Origin of the sequence: uncultured Paraglaciecola sp. (assembly GCF_913020055.1) — a bacterium.
GTDB lineage: Bacteria > Pseudomonadota > Gammaproteobacteria > Enterobacterales > Alteromonadaceae > Paraglaciecola.
Window position 1 is genome coordinate 1 of record NZ_CAJWCF010000116.1, and the last position, 13,010, is coordinate 13,010.

A 13,010-nucleotide genomic window follows, 5' to 3' on the forward strand; every position below is an offset into this window, starting at 1 on the left:
TAACACCTATCAAGGCGATAACTTAGCTGGAGACCAAAATATTATTTATGTAGGGCTTAACTACCGCCTTGGTGTGTTGGGTTGGTTTAGCCATGAAGCTATTCGCAACACTTCAACCGATCCATTGGATGCCTCAGGCAACTATGCGGTGTTAGACATGATTGCTGGTCTGCAGTGGGTACAAGACAATATCGAAGCCTTTGGTGGTGACCCCAGTAATGTCACAATATTTGGTGAGTCGGCTGGTGGCCGCGACGTATATGCATTAATCGGTAGCCCTATAGCGAAAGGCTTATTCAATAAGGCTATTTCGCAAAGTGGCTCAGCACTTACCGCAACACTAGAGCAAGCTGAAAACTTTGTTGACGATGATGTGCCTGGAATGGAGTTAAGTTCTAACGAGCTAATTAGCCGGGTGCTGGTTACTACCAACAGAGCGGGCGACCGCGATGATGCTATCGAGCTAATGGACCAAATGGGTAGCGGCGAAAAAGTAGGTTTTATGCGCGACCGCAGCGTTGAAGAAATTTTTGCCGCTATTGGCGACCCTGGTGGGTTTGGTATGTATGGCTCGCCGCAAAACATACGTGACGGTTACGTGCTGCCTAGTGTTTCATTATATGAGTTGTTTAAAAACAAAAATGCCTATAACAGCGTGCCAATGATATTGGGTTCTAATCGGGATGAAGCGAAATTGTTCTTTGCGCAAAATCCAAAATATGTATCTCAGTGGTTTGGCTTAATCCCTAAAATAAAAGACGAGCAAGTATATAACGCCGCAGCCGCCTACCATTCGGACCAATGGAAAGCCCTAGCGGTAGATGAACCTGCGGTGCTGCTAAGTAAAACTCAGGGCGATATATATGCTTATCGATTTGATTGGGACGAAGGGCCTGAAACTTTATTGGTAGACTTTAGTAAGTTGATTGGCGCGGGTCATGGTTTAGAAATAGCCTACATATTTGGTAGTTTTGACAGCGGCATTTCCATTCCTTTTTTGATAACTGAAGAGAATGAGCCTGGCCGCTTGGCTTTGTCTAACGCTATGATGAATTACTGGGGCGAGTTTGCTCGTACCGGCAATCCTGCTAAAGGTCAAAACAATAAACAAGTTGAATGGAAACCCTGGAATAACGATGCTGAGAAGACGCTAATTTTGGATACAGAAGCAGGCGGTGGTATTCGTAGCGAAGAAGATGTTGCTCAACTTTTAGACATAGGCGTTAAACGTGTGGTCATTGGTTCATTGGCAGTAAAAGAGCCAGAGTTAGTCAAAGGCTGGGTCACAAAATACGGTGCAGACGCCATAGTGTTAGCCTTAGACATCAACATTGACGAGTCTGGTAACAAGTTTATCGCTACCCATGGCTGGCAAGAAAACTCAGGTGTGTCGATTGAAGCCTTGCTTGAAGACTTTTTATCTGTGGGAGCCAAGCATGTGCTTTGCACCGACATCAGTCGTGACGGCACTTTGCAGGGAGCGAATCATCAACTTTACACCCAGATGACTAAACAATTTCCTACTGTAGGTTGGCAAGCCTCCGGTGGCATTGGTAATCTTAACGATATTGCAGTGCTCAAACCTACAAATGTCAGTGGGGTCATTTTAGGCCGTGCACTGTTGGAAGGTAAGTTCACAGTTAAACAGGCGATTGAATGTTGGAATACAGCAAATTAGTAACAGCAACATAGCGCAAACAAACTATTTAAAAACATAACAACTTAGGAAATTATCATGGCGGCTTTTGGTACAGTGTTCATGCCTCATATGGCGTTCACTAGCTTTGAAAATAATCAGTGGGATGAAGCAACAACCGTTGCATCTGACAGCATTCAATTACATCCCGGTGCCCATGTTTTACATTATTCCAGCACCTGCTTTGAAGGATTAAAAGCCTTCAAACATGCTGATGGCAGCATTCACGTATTCCGTATGGATCAAAATCTTAAGCGTTTTGATCAAAGCAGCCGTTTGTTGTCGTTGCCAGATATTGACCAAACTCAAGTGTCAAAGATGATTTTAGACATTGTTGAGCAATACAGTGCCGACATTCCAGAGCCTCCTGGATCTATGTACATCCGCCCGACTCACATCGGCACCGAAGCCGCCATTGGTAAAGCCGCTGCGCCTAGTACAAGTTCAATGTTGTATGTGTTGATTTCTCCAGTAGGTGACTACTTTGCCGGCGGCGCTAAGCCACTTAGAGTCTTACTCGACGAAACCGGCATGCGCTGCGCGCCACATATGGGCATGATTAAAAGTGGTGGCAACTATGCCAGTGCACTAGGTCCAATATTAGCCGCAAAACGCGACGTACAAGCCGACCAAATATTGTTTTGCCCAAATGGTGACGTACAAGAAACTGGCGCGGCTAACTTCTTATTGATTGACGGCAATGAAATCATTACCAAAGCACTGGATTCGACGTTTTTACATGGCGTTACGCGCGCATCAATTTTAACCTTAGCTGCAGACATGGGCATGAAGGTCACCGAGACCCAATTATCCGTTGATGAGTTATTAACAAGAGCAGCCAAACCAAATGTTGAAGCGGCTTTATCAGGCACTGCAGCCGTACTCACCTCTGTAGGCACACTTATCCATAATGGAAAAGAGCATGCTGTGGGTACAGGCGAACATGGCCCAATTACTCAAAAATTACGCCAAGCCTTGAATGATATTCAGTGGGGCAAAGCGCCAGATAAGCACAATTGGTTAACCGAAGTTAAATAAGGTTGTTATGTTAGCTAGACGTATTATTCCCTGCTTAGACGTAAAAGACGGAAAAGTAGTCAAAGGGGTTAAATTTCGCAATCACGAAATCATTGGCGACATTGTACCCTTGGCTCAGCAATATGCTGAACAAGGTGCTGACGAGTTAGTGTTTTATGACATCACCGCATCCAGTGATCAGAGAGTTGTAGATAAAAGCTGGGTAACCCGTATTGCACAAGTCATCGATATTCCCTTTTGTGTGGCGGGCGGGATTAAAACCATCGAAGAGGCTGGCAAAATATTAGAAATGGGTGCAGACAAAATATCGGTTAACTCCCCTGCTCTAGCCGATCCTGAATTGATCACCCGTTTACATGACACATTTGGTCAACAATGTGTGGTAGTCGGTATCGACAGTTTCTACAATGAAGAAACGGGTAAATACCAAGTGCACCAATATACAGGTGACGAGACCCGCACCCAAGTAACTGCTTGGCAAACCGCTGATTGGGTTAAAGAAGTGCAACAACGTGGTGCCGGTGAAATTGTACTTAATTGTATGAACCAAGATGGCGTACGTAAGGGTTACGATATCGACCAGCTGTCTGCAATCCGCAAAAATTGTTCAGTGCCTTTGATTGCTTCAGGTGGCGCCGGTGAAAGTGTGCACTTTAAAAACGTGTTTGAGCAAGCCGATGTAGATGGTGCGTTAGCCGCATCGGTATTCCATAAAGGCATTATTCCCATACCAGAATTAAAGGCTTATTTGCGCCAGCAAAATATAGCGATAAGAGATTAAAAGAGATGATAATAACCAAAAAAACGGCAGCAACACTGGCTTGGGATAAAATGGAAAACCTGATCCCTTGTATCGTGCAAAATGCAGTCAGCGGTAAAGTATTAATGCAAGGTTTTATGAACCAAGATGCATTAGATAAAACCTTAGAAACAGGTTTGGTGACTTTCTTCAGCCGTTCTAAACAGCGTTTATGGACAAAAGGTGAAGAGTCAGGCAACAGTCTCAATCTGGTCGAAATCACTAGCGACTGTGACGATGATTCGTTGTTAGCTTTAGTTAACCCAATCGGCCCCACATGCCATAAAGGCACTGAAACCTGTTGGGCAGACAGTCAGTCTGCTGACGCCAGTTTTATCGCTGAATTAGAAACGGTGATTGCCTCACGCAAAGGTGCAGATCCAGACTCAAGTTATACTGCTCACCTTTATAGCAAAGGCATTAAACGTATTGCACAAAAAGTTGGTGAAGAAGGTGTTGAAACCGCTCTAGCAGCTACGGTAAAAGATTTAGAAGAATTAAAAAATGAATCCGCTGATCTGTTGTATCACCTAATCGTATTACTCCAAGCCAGCGATTTGAACTTGTCTGATGTGGTCAAAGTATTGAAAGAGCGTCATAAAACTAGGTAAAACCCTCTATGGAAGACTTTATTCAGGTAACCGATGGAGTGTTAGACAAAGCACTCTGCCAACGTTTTATTCAGGTATTTGATCAGAGTCAAAATACTAAAGCGGGACAAACAGGCGGTGGTGTAGACACGGATAAAAAACGCAGTTTAGATGTCTCTATCAGCCAACATCCTGAATTTAAAGCTGAATACCAAGCCTTGCTGCCATTAATGTCGACTCAATTGATTCAGTACTTTGAAAAGTATTTTTTTGCCTTGATTGGCCCAATTGGATTAACCATTGCTGACCCTCAAACAGGAAAGCCAGTTAAGCTAACCCACGAAAATTTTGAACGTCTAGGCAAGCCCAACTTAGCCAACTTAGTTCGGTATTTATTTAGAATTGGCGACATTAACGCACAAAAATATAAAGCCCAGAGCGGCGGATATCCCTACTGGCATTCAGAAGTGTATCCACAAAAAGGGGAAAACGACGCATTACACAGAATTTTACTGTTTATGTTTTATCTAAATGATGTAGAGGAAGGGGGCAGTACAGATTTTCACTATCAAAATAAAAGCATTCAACCCAAAGCAGGCTCTATGGTGATTGCGCCCGCCTATTTCACTCACACCCACCGCGGTGCAGTTCCTATATCCAACGATAAATATATTCTAACTTCATGGGTCTTGTTTAATCAAGCCGAGAAAATTTATACTCCTTAGGTAATTTTCAGCCCAATAATTAAACCGACCGTTTTCCCATACTTCAAACAGCAATATCTCTTAGGTTATTAAAAACTGCCAGCTTAGGCTACTCATACATGATTGAAACTATTGCACTGCACCATCGCAATATGTCAGTTGGCTCATGTTGCCTCGCGGCATAAATCTAACAAAAAAAACGCCGCTATATTTAGAGGCGTCTTATTATTATCGATGATTATCACCTTGTTAGAAGTTAATCATGTTACTTTTGGGCGTCATCTAGTTAGTGATAACCGTGTCAATTACATGGATCACACCATTAGTAGTATAAATGTCGGTAGTTGTGACATTTGAACCTTGTACCTGCAAAGAAACTTGTTCTTGTTTGACTGTCCACCAGACGTCACTTAGACCTTGGCCCATCATGTCACCAGCCGCGCTATCACCTGCAAAGAAGTATAGTGGACGACCTAAATAACTGGCTTGCATTGAACCATCATCACGTTCAACCATGGAAAGTCCAGGAATGTTATCAACCTCTGCGTCAGTGACTAAAACTGGTGGCCAGTTTGTTGCGCAAGCATCGTTACATTCACTACCAGATGTACCTAAATCATTGTCAAAAACGTAAACAGTAAAGCCGTTTTGTGATGAATTCATACCACCAACCAACATTTCGTTAGATGCGTCGTAAGCTACTTCATCCGTTTCACCATTACTTACTTGAGTGAAGTTAACTAATGAGATACTCACGTTATCACCACCAGCCGTTTCGACCATAGCGCCATTAGCTGCATAGGCACCTAATGAATTAATTTCTGCCCCACCGATTACGTGTTTTAACAAAACGCTAGATAATGCATCAGTAGCAGCCAGAAGGCCGCTCAATACAGTTGCGTCAATTTTGGCAAAAGCAGCATTGGTTGGCGCAAAAACAGTAAATGTCGCGTTTTCGTCGGCTAGTGTTGAAACCAAGTCAGCGGCTGTTAATGCTGCAACTAACGTAGAGAAATCAGGGTTAGCAACAGCCACATCAACAATGCTCATAGTGGGTTCATCTTTAGCCGTAGGGGGTAAAATCACTTGGTCAACAACGTGTATAACACCGTTATCAGCCATAACATTTGCCGCAGACACTGCAGATTTGTTGATATACAAAGTACTGCCAGATAACGACAAAGAAGCCATCTGTTCGTTTGCCATGCTGACCATTTTGTCATCAGACTGCGCCTTAGCAACCGCAGCATCCTGCAGCACCGCGGCACCAGAAACAACGTGATACAACAATATATTTGATAGCGCTTCTGCGTCGTTTAATAACGCCGCAATTGCTTCGTCGCCTAACAGTGCAAATGCGGCATCGGTAGGAGCAAAAACGGTAAAATCAGTATCAAGATCAGCCAGCACACTATCTAATCCAGTAGCCTGCAAAGCAGCAACCAAAGTGGTGAAGTTACCGTTTTCAACTGCTACGTCAACAATCGACATGTTGGGCGCAGGTACTTCAACATCACCTACAACCACCATATCGATAACATGGATGACGCCATTGGTAGTGTAAATATCTTTAACTACAATATTTGCGCCACCAAACGTAAGTGAGTCTGTTGCGCTATTTATGGCAATAGGGATAAGGTTAGTAGATAAGGTTTCTGCAGACACACCATTTAAGGTAAAGGCTGTAACAGAAGACACTTCTCCCTCTACAACGTGTTGCAGAAGAATTTCAGATAAAACATCTGTATTGGCTAACAAGGTAGCAATGGTCTCCTCCCCAATTAGGGCAAAAGCATCATCAGTTGGAGCAAAAACCGTAAAGATTGCATCAGCGTCGGCTAACGCAACGTCTAAATCTGTGGCCTGTAAGGCAGCAACCAAAGTTGTGAAATTACCAGCAGCAACCGCGGTTTCAACAATATTCATTGTTGGCTCACCCTTTGCTGTTGGCGGTATTAACACTGCATCTATAACGTGAATAATGCCATTATCAGTTTGTAAATCAGTAATAATCACTGTGGATGTATTAACTAAAAGCGAGTCACCGTCAAGCGAAAGACCTACAAAATCACCGTTAACCATTTCTACAATTGTACCTGCAGCAGAAATTGCCGCAGCTGCATCCACTTCACTACTAATTACGTGGTAGGTCAAAATGTTAGACAGTGTGTCGGTATCAGCTAACAAAGCATCTATGGTGTCTTGGCCTAATAGTGCAAAGGCGTCGTCTGTCGGGGCAAAAACCGTAAATGTACTCGCAGTATCGGCCAAAGTAGCATCTAGACCGGTTGCGCCAAGTGCAGCAACTAAGGTTGTAAATCTACCATCGGCAACTGCAGCGTCTACAATTGTTACCACAACAGGCTCTTCGACCTTATCATCGTCGTCATCACAAGCTTGAAATAAAAATAAACTGGTGATTGCTATAAGCGTCATCTTTATACTTTTCACTTTGGTCACTCCACTAATTAAAATACAATAGATTCGTTACAAAATTACGCCAACAAAATTAATTAGGATCACGGCAAAGATTAAAAAAGGTGAATTATTTTTTGCAATTAAAAAGTATGAGTTTAGTGGGACTAGCGCTGCATATGAAATTAAAAATTGGATCTAATCATTTCACAAAAAAACATAAGCAATTGAAAGGTATGTATTTTTATCCAATTAAAAATTAAATATAAGTTTTACTACCTAATAACACTAACGTTTTTACAATTAAAAAAACAAACTGTGCTGAGACTAGCAAAATAGGTTTAATTCAATCACTAAAAATGAAAAATCCTAGTCTTTATGCAAAAACTGTTCGACTGCTTCAGCGGTTACTAGGGGGTCTTCTTCGTGAGGCACATGCCCTAAGTCACTGAATGAAACAAACTCACTGTTGGCGATTTCTCGATGAAAACGTTGCGCAACACTGATAGGTATCAGCCTGTCTTGCTCGCCCCACATGATTAATGTTGGTTGGGTTAACTCGCCGACTCGGTTTGCCAGTTGACCTGCTTTTGTTTCAACAAAACGTTTGGCCAGTGCTGCTCGATTACCTTCTCTGATGTTCAGATCAAAATAACGATCTACCAACTCCTCGGTAATTTTTTCTGGGTTGCCATACACATTCTCAAGACTGCTTTTCACCACCGATCTTGGCATGATATTACCCAACAAATATTTGAGTACAGGTGATTGAGAGATCCGAAACCCTAAAGGTATAGACTCTGATTGAAACGGGTAGCCACTTGAATCAACTAACACTAGTTTGGAAACGCGCTCGGGATAAAGAACAGCAGTGCTCCATGCCACATACCCGCCTAATGAATTTCCAGCGACAATAGCAGTATCAATATTCATTGCATCCATCAGGTTAACCAAGGTTTCAGCGTAATCTTCGATTCGATATTTGCCTTGTGGGTGCGGCCCAGTTAAACCAAAGCCCTGCATATCAAAACGTATAACTCGATGATGTTTAGATAACACTTCAGTCCAACCGTCCCAAGTATGTAAAGATGCACTGGTGCCATGTACCAATATAATAGGTACTGGATCGTCCTTAGGACCTTCATCTCGAAAGTGCACCTGCATACCTGAAAGGTTCAAAAATTCAGAAGGTGGTTTGGCCCATCGTTCAGTTAACTCGGCAACTGGTCTATCAGGCTCTGAAAAAGCAAAGTGTAAATACCCATATGCACCTAAAATAACCACTAGCAACAACATACACAGTCGAAATAAAATCTTCACAAAACACTCCTAATAACTAAAACTTTCTATTGGGATCAACAGGTAACGACTCACTCGAATACTGATGGGCATCCAGCGTATTCATTAAAGGCATCATCCCATCGTTGCACATCATTAGCTCTGCGCCACTGAGAATGAAAAAACTGCATAAGACAATTACCTTCTTTTATTTGAATCAAAACCGTATCAAATTCTTTAACGTCATCGTAATTGGGATAGGTATCTGTTTGTCCCCAGAATTTGGCATCGTTAGAGTTGGCGAAATCTAACCAAAATGAGTCAATGTTAGTCCACTCGCTGCTTTCGCTATTCCAAACCTGAAGGTTTGATTCAGTATTTTCTTTTACCTTTCCATGTTCAGGAGTTTGGGCTTGGGACGCTGTAGCGACTAAGTACAAAAATAAAACCATAAACAACTTCATCGTTTTTCCTAATTTTCGAACGCCCTATCACGGGCAAAAAATGCTGAATTAAAAGGGTAATGCATTACCATTAAAGTCATAAAAATCTCCACTATTATTAATAGTTAAATTTGTTATGACTTTCATGATACCTGCGGCAGACTCTTTAACATCATAATTAGCATCAGTCCCTCCCATATCGGTTTTGACCCAACCTGGGTGTATTGCAACCACAGCAATATTATCGTCAGCTAGTTCACTTGATAAGTTAACCGCTAACATATTAACTGCAGCTTTAGACATTCGATAACCATACCAAGCCACACTTTGTTGTAACGATAACGATCCCATATCAGAGGAGACTATTGCTATTTTTGATAACCCCTCTTTATTCATTAAAGACAAAAAGCAGTGGGTTAAATAGAGTGGACCGAGAGAATTCACTTTTAGGCTCATTTCAGCGTGAGCATAGTTAATAGCCTTAACACTGATATTTTCACGATCCAAATACCCTGCATTATTAACGATTAAATCTATTTTTATATCTTCATGACTAAGTTTATTTGCCAGTGCCTCGATTTGTTCATGAGAAGCGATGTCCAATGATTCAATCTGTAGTGTTTTAGAGAATTGACTAGTTAATGAAATTAATTCTGCTGCGCCACTTTTATCTCTAAAAGTAGCAATGACCTTGAAACCACTTATAAGATACTGCTTAGCCAATTCAAGACCTATACCTCGATTCGCACCCGTTATTAATACCACTACATTACTCATTGTGAACCTATATAATTTACGTCTATTGAAACACTAATATTAGTTTGTTGAAATTGTGTATTGAGGCTGAATTAAGTCAGCGGCTAACTCACACTGTCAAATAAAGTACTGCCAATGAATAAGCACCAAAAACAACTGATAACACCTTAAACCAACGAGGAATACATATCACCAGAACCATCAACGACGCACCTACCAGAGGAATCATAATCGACAAATAAACGGGGTTATCAAACATCGTAATATTGATATAAGGACCTAGCAAAAAATAAACTAAAAGTGACGCGGCCGACACCCGACCTAATCCTTGACTGTGAACCAACATATCGAAGTGTTCATCATCCGGGTCTGGAAGGGCCATTTCAGCGGCACCATAAATACATATAGAGGCAAATATCAACAGTAAAAAATGCAGGAAACTCCAGTTGGTATAATCGTGTAATTCCCAACCGATCCACCACAACTGCAGAATAAATATTAAGACACTCATGCCCCACACTACTGTTGACCAGTGAAATCTCACTTGGTGGTGATATCGAATTAAGTCTCCAACCACATGTAATAAACGTGTGAGCGCTAAGCCGATAACGATGGAAACTGTTACAAAAATATATTCATGCTGTGTCATTTAGTGAAACCATTAGCTTTTGTACTTTATGTAAATTTGTGACCATAGTCGCAAGCGATTTTCCACTCAACTGAGTGTTAAGAACCTTATCGATATCAGCCAACAACAGTCTTGAGTCAGACATCAACTGTTCGCCCGTTGAGGTAAACATAATTTTCTTTTGTTTACCCACATCATCGACCTGCTCTAAATAACCAGCGAGGCAAAGCCCCTTTACGGTTTTCGCGACCATTTGCCGAGAAACGCCAAGATTTCGGGCTATCTGAGAAGCATAATTAACCCCACATTCAAGCGTACTCAAAAAACTTAGGGCTGAAGTTGTGGCAAATTCATACCCCTTATTTTTCAAAGACTTCGACAAATAGCGTGATATCGAATCATTTACCCTTGCCGTTTCAAGCACTAATTGTAGGGTTTGGCTATCTAACATTATTGCTTCCCCACCTGTCAACTCGGTTGACATAATACAATCCTCACCATACACTTATGTCAACCAAGTATACATAAGGCGCATTAAATGATCACGCTCAAAACAGTATTAAGGATGAACGCAACCAGCTGTATCATTTTTGCAATAATATTCTTACTGATGTCTACTGAAGTGGCGTCTTTTTTAGGACAAAACAAAGCCGCCCCTGAGCTCTTATTGCTGGTACTAGGTCTAATTTTGCTAACAAATGGGCTTCATATTCTCTGGGTTTCCTGGCAACTAAAGCCAAATAAGTATCTGGTCCTATATTTTGCAGTAGGTGATTTTATCTGGGTGGTTGCATCCATCATATTAGTGAGTCAGGGAATGTGGATAACAACAACGCTGGGGATTTTTATATCGCTGCTAGTGGCCATGATGGTTGGGACTTTTGGAGTATTACAAATAATGAAAAACAAAATATAAATAAGTGAAGTGCTTATTTGCTTATGTTGGATTACCTTTCGATAAATGAATCTGTCGAGCATAATGACTGTCTATATTGGCTAATGATATTTACTCTTACACTGCTTCTAATAATCGAATAAAATAGCGCTTTGATTCGCGGCTATTCTTAAGGTTTCTAACAATTAACACACACACATCTAACGCCCATTTTGTTAAAGAAATCCAAGAGCAATTAAAGTCTTTGAAGCCTTTTTCAGTTGAAAATAACGTTAAAAAACTGAAATTGATTATCCATGCTGGCACACCCAAAACTGGCACTACTAGCTTACAAACCTACCTAGATAAAAAACAACGTAAATTAAGAGGAAAAGGCATCCTTTACCCGCATAATCTTGATGACATACAAAACCCCAACGCCCCAAAACATCAATGGTTTGAGAAGAACTTAGTCACAACAAATCTACACAGTTTTCTAGCCAACTTTAAGAATATTCTGACCCAAGTAACAGAAGACACCCACACCATTATCCTGTCATCAGAAGGAATATATAATTATTGGTGGGATTTTCCTGATGCGTCAAAAGCCATTTTACATGAGCTAGGTCAACTCTTCGATGTGCATGTGTGGGTATGGTTTCGTGAGCCTTTGGCGTTTATCGAGAGTTATTACAAACAATGTATTCGCAACCCGCAAATTCAAAACAATCCTTGTTATGGTAAAGACTTATCTTTTGCTGAAATGTTAGATATCCCATGGTTTTCGCAACATTTAAACTATCAAGGTTTTGTCACCGATTGCCAAACATTGTTTGGTGAAAATAGTGTGTCAGCATTTAAGTATCAAGGTGACGTGGTACAAGAAGTCATACAAAAACTAGGCTTAGCCACTGCCCACGACAACCCAACACCCAGACAAAATAAAAGTGTCAACGGTGTGGTAACACAACTGTTAAAAACGATTAACCATTACAATATTAAAGCCAAAGACAAAGAGCTTTTAATGACCCACTTAAAAGAAATCAATGGCATTTTTGACAATTACCCAAATGATTCATTAGTTGATGAAAGCGCTAGAAAACGGATCCTAGAGCTGTTTAATCCGGTGAAATTAGAATTAAAAATCAATGCCTAAGGTTGAAATGATTTTGTAATAACCAAAAAACACTAAAATGAAGAACAGGAACAGCACTATTTCATGGGTAAAGTGATGACGAAGATAAAAAAGCCGATCTTTGTGGTGTAGTACATCCATCAACTCATCTCTGAAACGAATAGAAAGAAATGTACCAATCCCCGATAAAAGGATGACCGACCAGTATGGATAGGGTGTGGTTAATATAATCTCTATTGTGCGTGTGACAAGTGTGGTTTCATACATTTCTCTGAAATAGATTAAGGAGATAATATTAATTAAAATCGCAATGACCCAAACCGCAATTTCTGATAAAACCATTCGAATGCCAAACAACACCCTTAAAGGAAAGTCCAACAAGAAACCTGCGTCTGCAATAGGCGTGCAAAGCACAAAAAAGCTCCATGTTATTAAAGAAGCCACACCTCCGGTTAAAAGATCATATTCGTAACTTAAATAGAAAAAATAAGAGAATAAGATTACGCATAACAATAAAAATTTTATCCAGACTTGGTGACTCGGTTGCTTCATTTGTGTTTGACTTTCCTTGATTGAATGATCTTCCCCCAGTTTTGTAGACACTTAGCTTGCCTGTGAATACATGATTTCATATTCATCTGGAGACACATGGCC

14 protein-coding genes are annotated in these 13,010 nt (G+C 41.0%); 7 read left to right on the top strand and 7 right to left on the bottom strand.

The features are described from left to right. Positions 1 to 43: 43 nt before the first annotated feature. The 5 genes from QZ488_RS18880 to QZ488_RS18900 are packed head-to-tail and all read left to right on the top strand — an operon-like array spanning position 44 to position 4,848. Positions 44 to 1,678 (top strand): carboxylesterase family protein, encoded by a 1,635-nt coding sequence (locus QZ488_RS18880; RefSeq protein WP_293751668.1) that lies wholly within the window; start codon positions 44 to 46, stop codon positions 1,676 to 1,678. Positions 1,679 to 1,735: 57 nt separating this feature from the next. Then, positions 1,736 to 2,734 (top strand): branched-chain amino acid aminotransferase, encoded by a 999-nt coding sequence (locus QZ488_RS18885; protein WP_293751646.1) that lies wholly within the window; start codon positions 1,736 to 1,738, stop codon positions 2,732 to 2,734. Positions 2,735 to 2,741: 7 nt separating this feature from the next. Further along, a complete protein-coding gene (gene hisF, locus QZ488_RS18890; RefSeq protein ID WP_293751648.1) occupies positions 2,742 to 3,515 on the top strand; it encodes an imidazole glycerol phosphate synthase subunit HisF in 774 nt (257 codons plus the stop codon). A gap of 5 nt (positions 3,516 to 3,520) precedes the next feature. Next, positions 3,521 to 4,144, top strand: a complete 624-nt coding sequence (gene hisIE, locus QZ488_RS18895; RefSeq protein WP_293751650.1) for a bifunctional phosphoribosyl-AMP cyclohydrolase/phosphoribosyl-ATP diphosphatase HisIE — start codon at positions 3,521 to 3,523, stop codon at positions 4,142 to 4,144. Between the two features lie 8 nt (positions 4,145 to 4,152). Then, positions 4,153 to 4,848: a 2OG-Fe(II) oxygenase gene (locus QZ488_RS18900; RefSeq protein WP_293751652.1), complete on the top strand. Its 696-nt coding sequence runs from the start codon at positions 4,153 to 4,155 to the stop codon at positions 4,846 to 4,848. Between the two features lie 261 nt (positions 4,849 to 5,109). On the opposite strand, the gene QZ488_RS18905 is transcribed toward QZ488_RS18900, so the two are convergent. The 6 genes from QZ488_RS18905 to QZ488_RS18930 all read right to left on the bottom strand — a co-directional run bounded on the left by QZ488_RS18905 (position 5,110) and on the right by QZ488_RS18930 (position 10,831). Beyond that, positions 5,110 to 7,278, bottom strand: a complete 2,169-nt coding sequence (locus QZ488_RS18905; protein ID WP_293751654.1) for a fasciclin domain-containing protein — start codon at positions 7,276 to 7,278, stop codon at positions 5,110 to 5,112. Between the two features lie 333 nt (positions 7,279 to 7,611). Beyond that, positions 7,612 to 8,562, bottom strand: coding sequence for an alpha/beta hydrolase (locus QZ488_RS18910; RefSeq protein ID WP_293751656.1), 951 nt, complete (start codon positions 8,560 to 8,562; stop codon positions 7,612 to 7,614). 50 nt (positions 8,563 to 8,612) lie between these two features. After that, positions 8,613 to 8,984, bottom strand: coding sequence for a hypothetical protein (locus tag QZ488_RS18915; protein ID WP_293751657.1), 372 nt, complete (start codon positions 8,982 to 8,984; stop codon positions 8,613 to 8,615). Between the two features lie 48 nt (positions 8,985 to 9,032). Then, the gene (locus tag QZ488_RS18920) at positions 9,033 to 9,740 is read right to left on the bottom strand and encodes an SDR family oxidoreductase (protein ID WP_293751658.1); all 708 of its coding nucleotides are present in this window, start codon (positions 9,738 to 9,740) and stop codon (positions 9,033 to 9,035) included. A gap of 88 nt (positions 9,741 to 9,828) precedes the next feature. Then, the gene (locus QZ488_RS18925; RefSeq protein WP_293751660.1) at positions 9,829 to 10,368 is read right to left on the bottom strand and encodes a hypothetical protein; all 540 of its coding nucleotides are present in this window, start codon (positions 10,366 to 10,368) and stop codon (positions 9,829 to 9,831) included. Next, positions 10,355 to 10,831, bottom strand: coding sequence for a MarR family transcriptional regulator (locus QZ488_RS18930; protein ID WP_293751662.1), 477 nt, complete (start codon positions 10,829 to 10,831; stop codon positions 10,355 to 10,357). Before QZ488_RS18930 ends, QZ488_RS18925 begins: the two co-directional genes overlap by 14 nt. 54 nt (positions 10,832 to 10,885) lie before the next feature. Between QZ488_RS18930 and QZ488_RS18935 the strand changes: the two genes are divergently transcribed. Continuing rightward, positions 10,886 to 11,263, top strand: coding sequence for a hypothetical protein (locus QZ488_RS18935; protein ID WP_293751664.1), 378 nt, complete (start codon positions 10,886 to 10,888; stop codon positions 11,261 to 11,263). Positions 11,264 to 11,486: 223 nt separating this feature from the next. Beyond that, positions 11,487 to 12,377 (top strand): sulfotransferase family protein, encoded by an 891-nt coding sequence (locus QZ488_RS18940; RefSeq protein WP_366509069.1) that lies wholly within the window; start codon positions 11,487 to 11,489, stop codon positions 12,375 to 12,377. Here QZ488_RS18940 and QZ488_RS18945 read toward each other — a convergent pair. After that, positions 12,360 to 12,959 (bottom strand): hypothetical protein, encoded by a 600-nt coding sequence (locus tag QZ488_RS18945; RefSeq protein WP_293751666.1) that lies wholly within the window; start codon positions 12,957 to 12,959, stop codon positions 12,360 to 12,362. The two genes, QZ488_RS18940 and QZ488_RS18945, sit on opposite strands and share 18 nt — an antisense overlap. Positions 12,960 to 13,010 lie beyond the last annotated feature (51 nt).